12 protein-coding genes are annotated in these 15,193 nt (G+C 66.1%); 3 read left to right on the forward strand and 9 right to left on the reverse strand.

All coding sequences use genetic code 11. The features are described from left to right. Positions 1–5: 5 nt before the first annotated feature. The 5 genes from JCQ34_RS13080 to JCQ34_RS13100 form a co-directional block, all read right to left on the reverse strand. Positions 6–416, reverse strand: a complete 411-nt coding sequence (locus JCQ34_RS13080; protein ID WP_286398092.1) for a hypothetical protein — start codon at positions 414–416, stop codon at positions 6–8. 91 nt (positions 417–507) lie between these two features. Next, complete coding sequence (locus JCQ34_RS13085) at positions 508–1,863, reverse strand: hypothetical protein (RefSeq protein ID WP_286398093.1); 1,356 nt, start codon at positions 1,861–1,863, stop codon at positions 508–510. Positions 1,864–1,959: 96 nt separating this feature from the next. Next, positions 1,960–3,471: an IMP dehydrogenase gene (guaB, locus tag JCQ34_RS13090; protein ID WP_142133152.1), complete on the reverse strand. Its 1,512-nt coding sequence runs from the start codon at positions 3,469–3,471 to the stop codon at positions 1,960–1,962. A 222-nt stretch (positions 3,472–3,693) separates the two neighbouring features. Further along, positions 3,694–5,769, reverse strand: a complete 2,076-nt coding sequence (locus tag JCQ34_RS13095) for an acyltransferase family protein (protein WP_286398094.1) — start codon at positions 5,767–5,769, stop codon at positions 3,694–3,696. Then, positions 5,769–7,838 (reverse strand): acyltransferase family protein, encoded by a 2,070-nt coding sequence (locus JCQ34_RS13100; protein ID WP_286398096.1) that lies wholly within the window; start codon positions 7,836–7,838, stop codon positions 5,769–5,771. Before JCQ34_RS13100 ends, JCQ34_RS13095 begins: the two co-directional genes overlap by 1 nt. Before the next feature lie 116 nt (positions 7,839–7,954). Between JCQ34_RS13100 and JCQ34_RS13105 the strand changes: the two genes are divergently transcribed. Beyond that, the gene (locus JCQ34_RS13105; protein WP_286398098.1) at positions 7,955–8,923 is read left to right on the forward strand and encodes a DUF389 domain-containing protein; all 969 of its coding nucleotides are present in this window, start codon (positions 7,955–7,957) and stop codon (positions 8,921–8,923) included. A 10-nt stretch (positions 8,924–8,933) separates the two neighbouring features. Here the strand turns inward: JCQ34_RS13105 and JCQ34_RS13110 are convergent, their stop codons facing one another. After that, the gene (locus JCQ34_RS13110) at positions 8,934–10,457 is read right to left on the reverse strand and encodes an ATP-dependent DNA ligase (protein WP_286398100.1); all 1,524 of its coding nucleotides are present in this window, start codon (positions 10,455–10,457) and stop codon (positions 8,934–8,936) included. A gap of 56 nt (positions 10,458–10,513) precedes the next feature. On the opposite strand from JCQ34_RS13110, the gene JCQ34_RS13115 reads away from it, so the two are divergent. Then, complete coding sequence (locus JCQ34_RS13115) at positions 10,514–11,116, forward strand: dihydrofolate reductase family protein (protein ID WP_286398102.1); 603 nt, start codon at positions 10,514–10,516, stop codon at positions 11,114–11,116. Positions 11,117–11,248: 132 nt separating this feature from the next. Here JCQ34_RS13115 and groL read toward each other — a convergent pair whose 3' ends face one another. The 3 genes from groL to JCQ34_RS13130 all read right to left on the reverse strand — a co-directional run bounded on the left by groL (position 11,249) and on the right by JCQ34_RS13130 (position 13,866). Further along, positions 11,249–12,859, reverse strand: a complete 1,611-nt coding sequence (gene groL, locus JCQ34_RS13120) for a chaperonin GroEL (protein ID WP_286398104.1) — start codon at positions 12,857–12,859, stop codon at positions 11,249–11,251. Between the two features lie 78 nt (positions 12,860–12,937). Next, complete coding sequence (groES, locus tag JCQ34_RS13125; RefSeq protein WP_003805290.1) at positions 12,938–13,231, reverse strand: co-chaperone GroES; 294 nt, start codon at positions 13,229–13,231, stop codon at positions 12,938–12,940. A 254-nt stretch (positions 13,232–13,485) separates the two neighbouring features. After that, on the reverse strand, positions 13,486–13,866 hold the full coding sequence (locus tag JCQ34_RS13130) for a hypothetical protein (RefSeq protein ID WP_286398106.1): 381 nt from the start codon (positions 13,864–13,866) through the stop codon (positions 13,486–13,488). Positions 13,867–13,920: 54 nt separating this feature from the next. Here JCQ34_RS13130 and JCQ34_RS13135 point away from each other — a divergent pair, with 54 nt between their 5' ends. Next, on the forward strand, positions 13,921–15,177 hold the full coding sequence (locus tag JCQ34_RS13135) for a class I SAM-dependent methyltransferase (RefSeq protein ID WP_286398108.1): 1,257 nt from the start codon (positions 13,921–13,923) through the stop codon (positions 15,175–15,177). Positions 15,178–15,193 lie beyond the last annotated feature (16 nt).

Genomic DNA, 15,193 nt, shown 5'->3' on the forward strand with positions numbered 1-15,193 from the left:
GGAGGTCAGTACTCCTCGCCGTACTCGTACTCGGGCAAATCGAAGCAGGCGCTGTAACCTTCCACCCTCAGTGATTCGGGGCTGTCCAAAAAGAACACGAACAGATGGGTGCCGTCGCTGTGCAGAAGGTCTAACCGCCGCGCTCCGTCTGGCGCCGTCCCATCTTTCACCGTCCAGCCGTCCTTGGCCTGCATATGCTGCACCACCTCGTCCAGAAAGCCTTCCCGGTCCACAGCGTTGCCAAGTTTGGCTTCCGCGTCCCCTGTCCACTTGCGCCGGTTTCCATCCGTGCAGGACATTAGGCGGGACGTGTTGTCAGCGAACGTGGACACCACTGAGCTGCCCGGCAGCAGGGCCAGGATTTCCTGTTCCGAGGACATTACCTTGGTCTTGGCTGATTCGAGGCTGACGCCCATGTTTCCTCCATTTCCTGGCTGGCCGCATGAGGCCGTTATCGCCAGCAGAATTGCTAACCCGGTTAATCGCCATGCCGGCCATGGGCCGGCCTCACCGTTCACGGATTTCCGCCAGGACGTCGGCAAGGGCTTCCTCGTTTTCGGGGTCTGTGGTGGCGATCAGGGAGTGGTTGTCCTTGCTGTACAGCTCGGCTGGAGTGAGGCCGCCGGGCGGGGCATAGACGTGTTTGTCGAAGGCAGGTTCCCGCATGGGATAGTTTTCCCCCACCAGCCCCATAGTCTCGGCCGTGAGCAGGATATCCGGATAGGTGTAGCTGGTGTAATCGGTGCCTGGCACAGGCGTCCAGGCAGGCGGCATGGCGGCACCCGACAGGGCAATGAGCTTGTTGAACCTGGCGCCTTCCATTTCTGCACCGGTCAGGTTCCGAAGGCCCCAGCTGTGACCGATGCCGACTGCTTGTGCCTGGACTGGCAACTCCAGGGCAACGGCCTGCTGGAAACCGGCGAGGACGGGCGCTGAGCGGGCCACGAAACCGTCGTCCTTTGCTTCCACCAGGAATGCTTCCACAAACCCGCCGTGCGGGAACTCGGACCCCTTGTAGACGAAAGCGGCCGTGCCGCCCGACTTATCCGCCGTGACCAAACGACCCGGTACGTCCTGCAACCGGCCTGCGTAGAACGACGCCTCATTGGTGGTGGTTCCAGGAACGTAGGTGACAACCGTCGTCGTATCCGCGGTGTAGTTGCCAATGAGCTCAATGATGGAACTGCGGGCAGGGTCGTAGGCGGCTAGCTGCACCTTGCCCTCCACAACCTTGTGCAGGTATCCGATACCCTCCTGGCGCTTCCGCCACGCTTCGTGTTCGGCAGCGAAGCGTGCGGGGTAGCTTGAGTCGAAGATCCAGGGGTTCAGCTTGGGTTCCGGATCATTGTTCCGCAGCCAGTCGATCCGGCTTTGCGCGTTGGCGCGGTTCGCTTCGATCCGCGCAGAGAAGGGTATGCCGTTGGTGTTCCCGGCCAAAATAGGATAGCGCCGGATGAAGGCTTGCTGCTGGGAAGCTGTCAGTGCCAGCCACCAAGCGCGGACTTCAGCAGCGGACTTGCCGCTGACGTCGCCCGGACCAGGAGTCGATGCCTGCAGTCCTGCACCTGGACCACCGGCAATAAGACCTCCACTTCCGCCACTCGCCGACTCCTGTTCGTTTGCCTGCCGCACCAACTCCTCGGCCGCCTGCTTGAGGAACAGAGCTGCGGCGGACAGGGAACGGCTATGGCTGGATTTCCACTCCCCGCGGAACCTCTCGGCGTCAGGCCCGGGCCAGAGCGTGCCGTCCACGCCCGCGGCGAGCATTTGTCGTTGCCCATCAAGGCTCCGCCCTGCCGACCGGATGCTGGCAGCCAGTAGCCGCAGCTGGGCGACGTCCGCCCCATAGAAAGTGCCTGCCACTGCTGCCCCCAACCCGCAACGATATTTCTCCAACGACTATAGTAATTAGCGCAAAAAATTGGGATGGGCAGAAATGCCCATCCCAATCGGGGTTCTTTAGCGCGAGCCGTAGTTCGGCGCCTCGACGGTCATCTGGATATCGTGCGGGTGCGATTCCTTCAGCCCGGCAGAGGTGATCCGAACGAACTTGCCGCGGACCTTCAGTTCGGGAATGGTGGGCGCGCCGGTGTAGAACATGGTCTGGCGCAGGCCGCCGACCAGCTGGTAGGCCACGGAGGACAGCGGGCCGCGGTAGGCAACCCGGCCTTCGATGCCTTCGGGGATGAGCTTGTCATCGCCGGAGACATCGGCCTGGAAGTAGCGGTCCTTGGAGTAGGACGTATTCTTGCCGCGCGACTGCATGGCGCCCAGGGAGCCCATGCCGCGGTAGGACTTGAACTGCTTGCCGTTGACGAAGATCAGCTCGCCCGGGGACTCGTCGCAACCGGCGAGCAGGGAACCGAGCATGACCGTGTCGGCGCCGGCAACGAGCGCCTTGCCGATATCGCCGGAGTACTGCAGGCCGCCGTCGGCGATCAGCGGCACGCCGGCCGGAATGGCGGCTTTGGCCGATTCGTAGATGGCGGTGATCTGCGGGACGCCCACGCCGGCAACCACGCGGGTAGTGCAGATGGATCCCGGGCCGACGCCCACCTTGATGCCGTCGGCACCGGCGTCGATCAACGCCTGTGCGCCCTCACGGGTGGCAGCCTGGCCGCCGATGATGTCCACGTGGGCCGCGGCGGGCTCCGACTTCAGGCGGTGGATCATGTCCAGCACGCCCTGGGAGTGGCCGTTGGCGGTGTCCACGAAGAGGGCGTCGACTCCGGCGTCCACCAGGGTCATGGCGCGCTCCCAGCCGTCCCCGAAGAAGCCAATGGCGGCACCGACCCGGAGCCGGCCTTCGTCATCCTTGGTAGCCAGCGGGTACTGCTCGGCCTTGGTGAAGTCCTTGGTGGTGATCAGGCCCTTGAGCCGGCCCTGGTCGTCCACGAGCGGGAGCTTTTCGATCTTGTTGGTGGCCAGCTTGTGCGAGGCTTCCTCGCGGCTGATGCCCACGTGCCCGGTGACCAGGGGCATCTTGGTCATGACGTCGCTGACCAGTCGCAGCGGGAAGTCGGACTCCGGGACGAAGCGGGTGTCGCGGTTGGTGACGATGCCCAGCAGGCGGTTGTCCTCGTCAACGACAGGCAGGCCGGACACGCGGTAGTGGGCGCAAAGATCGTCCAGTTCGCGCAGCGTCGCCTCGGGGCGGATGGTGAGCGGGTTGGTGATCATGCCGGACTCGCTCCGCTTGACCCGGTCAACCTGGTCCGCCTGGTCTGCAATGGACAGGTTGCGGTGCACCACGCCCAGGCCACCCTGGCGGGCCATGGCGATGGCCATGCGGGACTCCGTGACGGTGTCCATGGCGGCGGAGAGCAACGGAGTCTGCACGCTGATGCGCTTGGAGATCCGGGAGGAGGTGTCTGCCTCGGACGGGATGACGTCGGTGTGGCCCGGAAGGAGGAGGACGTCGTCGTAGGTCAGGCCAATGAAGCCAAAGGGGTTGTGTTCGGGCTCGGTCATGAGTGCGCCTCTTACCTTGGTTGCTGGGTCACGGGTAGGGGTTGCAGCCGATGACCAGCCCGTTATTACGGAACTGGCCTGTGCAGACGATCCTGCGGGAGCACCGTGCAGCACGGCATTCCGGGGGCAGAAAGTGTTGAGTAAATATTAGAACCTCGGCGCCGATCCCCCTATTCCAGGCTCCGGATGTGAGCAACGGCACTTCCCGCGACTGGCCCGGGCTCAGCTCCAGCCCGTGGCCGCCAGCAGCCGCTGTTCGAACATGGGGATCATGGTCTCCACATACGTCCGGGTCAGGTGGTTGTCGTCCTTGTAGACGTAGACGTTTCCCACCACCGCCGGGCAGACGCCGCGGGCACAGATGAAGTCGCTCATGTCCATCAGGTGCAGCCCCGGCAGCTTGCCGCGGTAATTCTCCAGGGGCGACGGTTCCACCAGGGACTCAGCCAGCGCCGGATTGCAAGCCGGCGCAGTGGCACCGTGCCGCTGGGAGCACTGCGGCATGTTGAACGTGAACCGCGGGTTGTCCCGGATTCCCACAACCTCGATTCCCGCGTCGGCGAATGGCCGCACGCCTTCGAGGTATCCCGGCACTTCGGTTTCGAACGGAGCTTCCTCATGGGTCAGCGACGCCACCGTGAACACAGCATCCGGCATGTGCTCCAGGACGTAGGTGGAACTGGCGCGGTTGTAGGCGTTGCACTCCGCACTCCGCGCCTCCGATTCGGCACCAAACCGGCAGGCCGGCATCAGCAGTGTCACCAGCTCCCAGCCGCGGGCCGCCGCCAGGGGTGCCAGGGCGGCAAGGTACTGCTGGGCATGGGAATCGCCCAGCACCACGATGCGCTTGGAGGAAGGTTCCTCCGGGAGCTCCTGCCGGCAGCCTTCGAGAATTGGATCGCTGGTGGCGTTGGCGCCCGTGCAGGCTGAGTCGATGCCGGCCCAGTCGTTGTCCAGCGCGGTGGGCCCGGGGATGGTCCGGGCCCTGGGGGCGGGAGTGTTTTCGTTCTCCGGGGTGAGTGCCAGCGCCCCTGGCGTCAGCTCCCTCGGTTGTGCAGCCGTCGCGATTTCCTCCTTGCTGAGCGATGTCTGCCAGACGGCAACGGGCCCTGCCAGCAGGGCACCACACGCAACAATAACGACGGCGGTGCGCCAGGCGCGGAGCTTGGGCCAGTGCCAGTCGCGCAGGGGCTTTTCGACAAAGTGGGTGGTCAGGATGGCGAGCACGGTGGAGGCCGCGACAATGCCAAGGCCCTGTTTGAGGTTGGGCGCTTCTACTCCGGTGGCCGCAAGGGCCAGCACCAGGACGGGCCAGTGCCAGAGGTACAGGGCGTAGGAGTTATCGCCCAGCGCGACGGCGGGCCGGCTGCTGAGGAGGCGGTCCACCCCGAACCTGCTGCCGGTCTGCCCCGCAACAATGATCGCGGCCGCCGACACCGTTGGCCACAGCGCCACGTACCCGGGGAAGGAACGGTCAACGGTCAGGACCAGCCCGCAGGAAACCATGCCTGCCAGTCCGGCCCAGCCCAGCACCACCCGGAAGATGCGGCCGGGTTTCAGGTACGGCAGCACCAGGGCCAGCAACGACCCAAGCGCAAACTCCCATAGCCGGGCCCGGGTATCGAAGTAGGCGTAGGCCTGGTTGGTGGCGGTCTGCTCCATGGAATAGGCCAGGGACAGCACGAACACGGTCCCGAACACGGCGGCAAGCAGCCCGCGGTAGGTCAGCCGGCGCAGGCGGGGTACCTGGCGCAGCCCGGCCAGCGCAAAGGCCGCGGCGGCGAAGATCAGCGGCCACAGGATGAAGACCTGGCCCTGGATGGACAGCGACCAGAAGTGCTGCAACGGGCTGGCGCCCGCGTGGTCCTGCGCGTAGTAATCAACGGCGGCGTCTGCCAGCAGCCAGTTCTGGCGGTAGAGCAGGGACGCCCACGCCTGGTCGAGCACCTCCGGCCAGCGCCCCTGGGGCAGGATCAGCCAGGTGCCGGCCAGGACTCCGAGGATCACCACGACGACGGCGGGCAGCAGGCGCTTGAACAGGTGCAGCCAGTGCGCCAGGAGTCGGAAGGGCTTGCCTGACTCCGCCTTGCGGATGAAGGAGAGGGTGAGCAGGAAAGCTGAAATCAGGAGGAAAATGTCCACACCGCCGGACACGCGGCCCAGCCAGACGTGATAGGCCACCACCATCAGGACAGCCAGGGCGCGCAGGCCCTGGACTTCAGGGCGGAAGGAGGGCTTTCTGGGCTTCGAAGGCGCCGGGTCTGCTGAGGGGGCTTTGGTGCCTGCTGCCTGCGGCATCAGCCCGCCCAGCCCGCAACTGCCAGCAGCCGCTTGGCGAACTCGTCCGCCATGCTGGCCGCATATTCGGCGCTTAGGTGGTTGTCGTCCAGGTACACATACACATTACCCACCACGGCAGGGCACTCCGTCGGGGTGCAGATCCGGTCTGTCAGGTCCACCAGGGACAAGCCGGGCAGACGGGACATGTCCAAGGTGTCGAAGGGGCTGCTGGCCGGAAAATTGTTGCTGACCGGCGGGCGGCAGGCCTGGGCCTCGGCGCCTTCCCGCACCACGCATTCGGCCATGTTGAAGGAAAAACGGGGGTTGTCCCGGAGGGCAACAACCTGGATCCCCTGGCCCAGCCACCCGGAGACCATTTCCTCGAAACCGGGCGTCAGGGCCTCGGCAGGACTCGAGGGCGCCGCCGCAGTTCCCACCACGATGATGGCGTCGGGCTTCAGCCTGGTGATTTCCTTCTGGACGTCCGCATTGAAAGCGTCGCAGTCCGCGCTTCCTCCCAGGTCCCGCGGCGTGGCCTTGCAGGCGCCCTTCAGGATGGAGTACAAAAGCCAGTTCTTTTGGGCTGCCAACGGTTTGACGGCGCCGGACCACTGCTGCGCATGGCTGTCCCCCAGCACCAGGACGCGCTTGGATGGCTCACCTGCGGGGCGCTGTTCGAAGCACGATCCCTTCAGCAGGCGGCTCTCCGGGGCGATCTCCTCCGTACACGGTCCATCCAGGGATACCCAGTTCTTGGTGAGATCCGCCGCCAGCGGCAGGAGGGCCGCATCCGCGGCCGGTGTTCCGGCCGCGTAAGCGGTGTCAAGGACGCGGGAGCCGGGGTTGTTGGCGATCTTCTGCGCCTCCACCGCGCGGCGTTCCATCTCGAGCTGGAAGTTCCAGCCGGACAGGGGCACCGCTGCCACAGCGACAGCCAGCATGATGGCCAGGACCGCCCTGCGCTTCCGGACTTCCGGCCATTTCCATTCCCGCCAGGGCTTTTCGATGTAGCGCGTCGTCAGGTAGGCGAGCGCCAGGGCCACCAGGATAATGACTAAACCGGACAGCCAGCCCGCGTGGTCCTTCCCGCTCCAGGCGAGAGCGAGTACCAGGAGCGGCCAGTGCCACAGGTAAAGGGCATAGGAGATGTCACCGAGCTTGACGAGTGGCTTGGCGGAGAGGACGCGGTCTATCCCTGCGGCGCTTTCCGTTTGGCCTGCCACGATGACCAAGGCCGCGGCGACGGTGGGCCACAGCGCGGCAATACCGGGGAAAGCCCCCTGCACATCAAGGACAATGCCGCACGCCAGCATGGCCAGGACGCCCACCCAGCCCATGATGACGCGGGTCCGGCGCCGGAAACGCAGGCCGGGGAGGATCAGGGCCACGAGCGTGCCCAAGGCGAATTCCCACAGCCGGGCGCCCGTGTCGAAGTAGGCCTGCACCTGGTTGGTGGCGGTGAAGATGATGGAGTAGCCCAGCGAACCGAGGAAGATGGCGAAGAAAATGTAGGCGAGCAGGGGACGGTAGGACAACCGGTAGCGGCGCGCCGTCCAGCCGGCCAGCGCGAAGATCAGGGGCCACAGGATGAAGACCTGCCCCTGGATGGACAGCGACCAAAAGTGCTGGAAGGGGCTGGCCACGCTGTGGTCGTTGGCGTAGTAGTCCACCGCGTCCCGCTGCAACAGCCGGTTCTCGGAATAGGACAGGGAGGCCCAGCCTTGCGCGATGAGGTCCAGCCACCGCGTCGGTGGAAGCACCAGGGCAGACACGGCCAGGGTTGCCACGATGACCGTGACGGCTGCCGGGAGGAGCCGGCGGAACAGGTGGAGCCAGTGTTTCGCCAGGGCGAAGGGCTGGTTCCGGTCATGGCGTCCAAGGAACTGGAGGGTCATCAGGAAGGCGGAAATGAAGAGGAAGACATCAACCCCGCCGGACACGCGCCCGAACCAGACGTGGTAGGTCACCACCATGAGGACAGCCAGTGACCGCAGGCCCTGGATCTCCGGCCGGAAAGACGGTTTCCGCTGTCTGGGGACAGCATGGGACCTGGGTTCGGGTGCCTTCGGGGTTTCCGTTATCGACACAAGAACCTCTCAAAATCCCGCCAGCCAAAGCAGCAAGCCTAGTCAACCCCGCTGTTAACAGCTAATCAACGCGCCCGTCCGGACTATGCTGGCCACAACCGGCGAAGGGAGCGGGCATGGTTGTCCAGCTGCGGATCTGTGTGCCCGGGGAGCTGTCCGCGGTGACGGTACAGACCTGCCGCGACCAGCGGGGCGTGGCGGAAGTCACGGTGGCCAAGGGGGTGGCTGTGGTGCCTCCCGGCGACGTGATCGAGGTTCTCATCGCCCGGGAGTCGGTGGAGGAACTGCTCGAAAAGCTGGAAATCCTGAAGATCCGGGACGCGGGCTCCATTGCCATGACCACGCCGGAATTCGTCCTTTCCAGGAAGGCAGACCGGGCGGAACGAGCCGCCCCGGGCGACGGGGCCGACGCGGTCATCTGGGACGACGTGACACGGCAAACCGGCGAGGATTCCCGCCTGACATGGAACTTCATCGCTTTCCTGGTCCTGGCCACCCAGCTCGCAGGAATTGGCATTGTGACCGATTCCCCGATTGCCATCGTGGGCGCCATGGCTGTTGGCCCCGAGTTCGGACCGCTGGCCGCCCTGGCAGTCTCGCTTGCCACACGCCAGTGGAAGCTTGGACGGCGCGCAGCCGTTGCGTTGGGAGTCGGATTCCCCGCTGCCATGGTGCTCGCAGCCGTCACTGCCTGGCTTTCGGTGCCGCTGGGGCTCTTCCCGCGTGATGCCCTGGACAAAGGCTCGGCCGTCGAGTTCATCTACCATCCCGGGCCCTATTCGCTGATTGTCGCGGTGCTGGCCGGGATCGCGGGGATGTTATCGATCATTGGCCGGCGTTCCGCCGCGCTGATCGGCGTTTTCATCTCGGTGACCACCGTGCCGGCGGCCGGGTATGTAGCGGTGGCCTTGGTGTTGGGCGAATACCAAAAGGCAGCAGGCTCCGCCCTGCAACTGCTGCTCAACCTCGTGGGCATCGTGGTGGCTGCCTTGGCAGTTTTGCTGTTTTACCGGGTGGTCGCCAGGCGCCTGCCGGACGGCGTGGCGCGCAGGCTGCAGCGCCAGCGAAGCGGGGCCCGCAACTAGGTGCGCTCCCCTACCGGCGCAGCAGTCCGCGCAGGGTCTGGATGGTGTCCGCTTCGGCCGGGGCCTTGTCGTCGCGGTAGCGCTTGACGCGCGCAAAACGAAGCGCGATGCCGCCGGGGTAGCGCGGCGACTGCTGCACGCCGTCAATGGCAATTTCGACGACGGTGACTGGCTCCACCCAGACGGTGCCGGCAGTGCGCCGTACCTCAAGCTCCTGGAACCGTCCGGTCTGCCAGCGCAGCAGTTCGTCGGTGAGGCCCTTGAAGGTCTTGCCCACCATCACATAACCGCCGGGTGTGCCAAACTCCCCTGCGGGGTCAAGGGCGCCCAGGTGCAGGTTGGACAGCATCCCGGTGCGCCGGCCGGACCCCCATTCGCAGGCGAGCACCACCAGGTCATAGGTCAGGACCGGCTTCACTTTTACCCAGTTCGATCCACGCCGGCCAGCGGCATAAGTGGAGCCGATCGCCTTCACCACAACACCCTCATGGCCAGCGGCAAGTGCATCCTGTGAGACACGTTCCGCAACGGCCGGGTCAGCCGTAACCTCCCCAGGAATCCGGTGGGCAGGGGCGATGCGCTCAAGTACTTCGATGCGGTGGGCCAACGGCTCATCCAGCAGGTCCCGGCCATCGATATGCAGCACATCGAAGAACCAGGGATGCAAAACTGTTTCCCGCACTGCATCGGCACCAAACCGTGCCATGGTTTCCTGGAAGGGCCGCGGACCGCCTTCCTCATCGAGGGCCAGGGTCTCGCCGTCCAGGATCACGTGCTGCAGCGGCAGGCCACGGACCACTTCCACCACTTCGGGAAGCCGGTGGGTGACGTCGGCCAGGTTGCGGGTGTAGATGCTGACGTCGTCGTCCGCGCGGTGCACCTGGATGCGCGCGCCGTCGAGCTTGTATTCCACCGAGGCCTCCCCCGTGGTTTCAAGTGCTGCGCCTGGGCTGGACGCGGTGGAGGCGAGCATAGGCAGCACAGGGCGGCCCACCACCAGTCCGACGGCGTCCAGCTCGGCCTGGGTGCCGGTGATGGCCAGGAGGGCTGTTTCGCCAAGGTCCCCCGAGAGCATGGCGGCACGCCGGACGGCTTCCACGGGCTTCCCGGCAGCGCGGGCCACGGCATCCGTGAGGACTCCTTCCAGCGCACCGGTGCGCAGCTCGCCCAGCAGGACGCCGGTGATAAACGCCTGCTCCGGCCCGGTGGCAGCCGCCATCAGTTTCCGCAGGGTCGCTGCCCGCTCCGCGCCGGATCCGGTCCCGGCGGCAGCGAGCAGGCGGTCCAGCGCCGCATCAAAATCGGCCACTGTAAGGCTTGGCTCGACGGCCGGCTCTTCCTTGGCCGCTGCCACCGCGCTCCATCCGACGCCCACGCGGCCCTGGCGCGGTTTGGCAGTGAGCAGGCCCACCGCCGTCGGGATCTCGGCCGGCTCCAGGCGGCGCAGCAGGCCGGCCAAGGCGTCAACTTTCGCCAGCCGGGAGCGGGTCGACGCAACGGACGCGCTGGTTTCCACAAGCTCAAGGAGCAACATGGGACCATCCTGCCACGGCTCTGGACAGCCTCCCGGCCCTGCTCCACAATGGGCGCGTGGGGATCATTGTCGCGAACCTGTTCATCACCCTCGATGGCGTGTACCAGGCGCCCGGCGGCCGCGAGGAAGACAGCGAAGGCGGCTTCGAATTCGGCGGCTGGCAGGCGCCGGTGTCCGACGACGAAGCGGGCGCCGCCATCGCTGCCGAGATCGGACGCATGGACGCGTTGCTCCTGGGGCGGGCAACCTATAACATCTTTTCGTCGTACTGGCCCCACCAGTCCGGCGACATTGCGGACGCACTTAACCGGGTGCCCAAGTTCGTCGTGTCCGGCTCCCTGCACGATCCCAGCTGGGCAGGGACCACAGTGCTGCCGGATGCCGCCGCGGCCGGCAGGCTCCGGGAGGACTACGGGCAGGTGCACATGTTCGGCAGCGGGTTCCTCATCCGGTCCCTCCTGTCGGCAGGCGTGCTGGACCGTCTTCACCTGTGGCTTTATCCCGTCGCGCTCGGACAAGGCAAGCGCCTTTTCGACGACGGCGCCGTACCCACCACTTTCAGCCTGGCCGAGCCGGCACGCAGCTTCCCCAAAGGCGCTGTGTCTTTGGTCTACGAGCCTGTAGGCGGCGTAGAGACGCGGGACATGGCGGCGGGTTAAAGGGGCCTCGTTCAGGGGACATGAAAAAGGCTGGCCCGGCAAATGCCGGACCAGCCTTCTCAGCCAAAGAGCTGGGCCCACGCCGTCAGGGTTCCCTAACCGAGCGAAGCGAGGTTAGGGAGACGGTGGGGACTAGTGGCTGTGGCCTGCGTGCTCGTCCTCTTCGGCCGGCTTCTCCACGACCAGGGTCTCGGTGGTGAGAACCAGGGCGGCGATGGAGGCCGCGTTGCGGAGGGCTGCACGGGTGACCTTGACGGGGTCGATGACGCCCGCGCCGATCAGGTCCTCGTACTCGCCGGACTTGGCGTTGAAGCCGTTGTTGACCTCGGCGTCGGCAACCTTGGCGGCCACCACGTAGCCGTCGAAGCCGGCGTTCTGGGCGATCCAGCGCAGCGGCTGGACCAGCGCGCGGCGGACGATGCCTACGGCTGCCGCGGCGTCGCCTTCCAGGGCCTTGACCGAGGCGTCCTCATCCAGTGCCTTGAGGGCGTGGACCAGGGCGGAGCCGCCACCGGAGACGATGCCTTCTTCAAGGGCAGCGCGGGTGGAGGACACGGCGTCCTCGATGCGGTGCTTCTTTTCCTTCAGCTCAACCTCGGTGGCCGCGCCGACCTTGATGACGCCGATGCCGCCGGCCAGCTTGGCCAGGCGCTCCTGGAGCTTTTCGCGGTCCCAGTCGGAGTCGGTGCGGGTCAGCTCGGCGCGCAACTGGGCAACCCGTGCCGCTACGTCCTCGGCCGAACCGGCGCCGTCCACGATGGTGGTGTTGTCCTTGGTGACGGTGATGCGGCGGGCGGTACCCAGCACCTCCAGGCCAACGGAGTCCAGGCTCAGGCCCAGCTCCGGGGAGACAACCTGCGCGCCGGTGAGGGTGGCGATGTCCTGCAGCATGGCCTTGCGGCGGTCACCGAAGCCCGGAGCCTTGACGGCAACGACGTTCAGGGTGCCGCGGATGCGGTTGACGATCAGCGTGGACAGGGCCTCGCCCTCAACGTCTTCGGCAATGATGAACAGCGGCTTGGAGGCCTGCAGCGCCTTTTCGAGCAGCGGCAGGAATTCCTGGATGGAGGAGATCTTGCCCTGGTTGATCAGGATGAGTGCGTCCTCGAGGACAGCTTCCTGGCGCTCCGCGTCGGTGACGAAGTACGGAGACAGGTAGCCCTTGTCGAACTGCATGCCCTCGGTGAGGACCAGTTCGGTCTGCGTGGTGGAGGACTCTTCGATGGTGATGACGCCATCCTTGCCCACCTTGCCGAAGGCCTCGGCGAGGAGCTCGCCGATTTCGTCGCTCTGGGCGGAGATGGCGGCAACGTTTGCCACCTGGGTGCCTTCAACCGGCCGGGCGTTCTCCAGCAGGCGGGCAGCCACGGCTTCAACCGCAACTTCGATGCCGCGCTTGATCTGGCCGGGGGCAGCGCCGGCTGCAACGTTGCGCAGGCCTTCCTTGACCAGGGCCTGGGCCAGGACCGTGGCGGTGGTGGTGCCGTCGCCGGCAACGTCGTTGGTCTTGGTGGCTACTTCCTTGGCCAGCTGGGCGCCAAGGTTCTCGTAGGGATCGTCCAGTTCCACTTCGCGGGCGATGGTGACGCCGTCGTTCGTGATGGTGGGGGCGCCCCACTTCTTGTCCAGGACGACGTTGCGGCCGCGCGGGCCGAGCGTCACCTTGACGGTGTTCGCGAGCTTATCGATGCCGGCCTCAAGGGACCGGCGGGCAGCGTCATTAAACGCAAGCTGCTTTGCCATGGTTTTGTCCTTTCAAAGACAGAACCCCGCACTACCGGCCAGCATGAGCATGGCCGGCGGCACGGGGATCCGGAAGAGTTACTTTACGACGATCGCCAGGACGTCGCGGGCGGAGAGCACAAGGTACTCGGTGCCGCCGGTCTTGACTTCGGTTCCGCCGTACTTGGAGTAGATGACAACGTCGCCAACGGCTACGTCAACGGGGACGCGGTTGCCGTCTTCGAAGCGGCCGGGGCCTACTGCGACAACTTCGCCTTCCTGCGGCTTCTCCTGTGCGGAGTCCGGGATGACCAGGCCGGAAGCCGTGGTCTGCTCGGCTTCGAGCGGGCGGACAACAATACGATCCTCAAGAGGCTTAATAGAGACCGACACTCGGACCTCTCCTTTTCGTCAGCAAATTCGTGGACTGGAAAGCTTTCCGCCGTAGCTGGCAAACCGTCGTCGCGGTGCCGGCAGCAGCCTGGCTGGCAGCTCTTCATGTGTTAGCACCCTCCTAGGGAGAGTGCTAATGAAGACTCTATGTAAGGGTTAGCACTCGGTCAAGGTGAGTGCCAACGTTTCGTCACGGGCGTACGCCATTAGCAGGACGTACGACGCCGGGTGGCGGGGCCGAAGCCGCAGCGCACCTACCGGCCCAGGTCGTCGAAGTCCACGTCTTCGCCGCCGTCGGAATCGCCGCCACCCTGCTTCCGGCCCCGATAGAGGAACCACCCGGATCCCGCTGCGGCGAGCAGCGCAATAACGAGGAAAACGATGCTCCCCGCCCGGGCGCCGTCGTACAGCCCGCGGATGTCCTTGGCCTCCTGGGTGTTGTCCTGGATGTCGTTGCCGCCCACGGAGTAGACGGTGGCGTTAAAGGTGTCCAGCAGGAAGATGATCACCAGCAGGGCGATGCAGACCACGGCCACCACGGCAGCGGCGATCAGCACGGGACGGGCGAACCTGGCCGGCCCGCTGTGGCGGGGCTCGTGGTCCGCGGTCTCTCCGGGGGCTGCGCTCTCATCCATGGTTTCAACAGTATCCGCATCCCGGCCGCGCGCTCCTCCACTACGCTGGAACCCATGGCTCACGCTCCCCAGGACCAGATTGCACAGGACCAGATCGCACCGCTGTTGACCCCCGAGGGCTGGGAGCTGCTGGCGTCCCTGGGCCCCTACCGGGACGAGGATTCGTTCGAGCTTAATTCCGCCCTCCGCAAGGCCGGGCACTCTCCCGAGCTCGTATCCGCCGTGCTCACGCAGTCCCGGCTGCGGACCCGGGCCGAGGCGAAATTCGGCGAGTTTGCCCGGCAGATGCTCTTCACCCAGGCCGGACTGGAGCAGGCCACGCGCCTGAATGTCGCCGCCCACCACGCACGCCGGTTCGCGGCTGCGGGGATCAACCACGTGGCGGACCTGGGCTGCGGCCTCGGCGCCGACTCACTGGCCCTGGCTTCCCTGGACATCAACGTCACCGCCGTCGAAATGGATGAAACCACCGCGGCCTGCGCCACAGTGAACCTCATCCCGTTCCCCAACGCCACGGTGGTCCACGCGGACGCGGCGGCGGTCCCGCTGGAAGGGATCGACGGCGTCTGGCTGGATCCGGCCCGCCGCGTCACCTCCACCTCCGGCACCAAACGGATCTGGGACCCCGAGGCGTTCTCGCCGCCGTTGTCCTTCGTGGAGTCGCTCGCCGCCGGGGGGAAGGCGGTGGGAGTGAAGATGGGCCCGGGCATGCCGCACGAATCCGTTCCCGCCGGGTGCGAGGCGCAATGGGTGTCGGTAGGCGGCGACGTCACCGAAGTGACCTTGTGGTTCAACGCCGTGCGCAGGCCCGGTGTCCGCCGCGCTGCCCTGGTCCTGGGTTCCCAAGGGCCGGCCGAGCTCACCAGCGGGGAGGACTTCGGCGCCGGCCCGACAGCGCCGGTGGGAGCCGTGGAGGGGTACCTGTACGAACCCGACGGCGCCGTGATCCGCACCGGGTTGGTGGCGGACGTGGCGCTGGAACTCGGCGGACACTTGGTGGATGAGCACATCGCCTACATCTGCGCCCCGGAGCTCCTGGACACCCCCTTTGCCAGGGCCTACAAGGTCCTGCAGGTCATGCCCTACAACGTCAAGGCGCTGAAGGCGTGGGTGAAGCAGGAGGGCATCACCGTGCTGGACATCAAGAAACGCGGCACCGCGGTGACCCCGGAAGAGCTGCGGAAGCAGCTGCTGCCGGGCGGGAAGAACACCGGCGGCAAGGGCGGAGCCAGGAAGGGCGGCAAAACGGCCACCCTGGTCCTGACCCGCATCGGCGAGGACCGGGTGGCTATCGTGGTGGAACCCGTCTGACTGCCTGGCCGGGAGC

This window comes from Pseudarthrobacter defluvii, assembly GCF_030323865.1.
GTDB classification, from domain to species: domain Bacteria; phylum Actinomycetota; class Actinomycetes; order Actinomycetales; family Micrococcaceae; genus Arthrobacter; species Arthrobacter sedimenti.

Bases quoted from the DNA above. Each gene is read 5' to 3' on its own strand.
- guaB (WP_142133152.1), bottom strand. From the start codon at position 3,471: ATGACCGAGCCCGAACACAACCCCTTTGGCTTCATTGGCCTGACCTAC.
- JCQ34_RS13105 (WP_286398098.1), top strand. From the start codon at position 7,955: ATGGTTGTCCAGCTGCGGATCTGTGTGCCCGGGGAGCTGTCCGCGGTG.
- groL (WP_286398104.1), bottom strand. From the start codon at position 12,859: ATGGCAAAGCAGCTTGCGTTTAATGACGCTGCCCGCCGGTCCCTTGAG.
- JCQ34_RS13110 (WP_286398100.1), bottom strand. From the start codon at position 10,457: ATGTTGCTCCTTGAGCTTGTGGAAACCAGCGCGTCCGTTGCGTCGACC.
- JCQ34_RS13095 (WP_286398094.1), bottom strand. From the start codon at position 5,769: ATGCCGCAGGCAGCAGGCACCAAAGCCCCCTCAGCAGACCCGGCGCCT.
- JCQ34_RS13135 (WP_286398108.1), top strand. From the start codon at position 13,921: ATGGCTCACGCTCCCCAGGACCAGATTGCACAGGACCAGATCGCACCG.
- JCQ34_RS13080 (WP_286398092.1), bottom strand. From the start codon at position 416: ATGGGCGTCAGCCTCGAATCAGCCAAGACCAAGGTAATGTCCTCGGAA.
- JCQ34_RS13130 (WP_286398106.1), bottom strand. From the start codon at position 13,866: ATGGATGAGAGCGCAGCCCCCGGAGAGACCGCGGACCACGAGCCCCGC.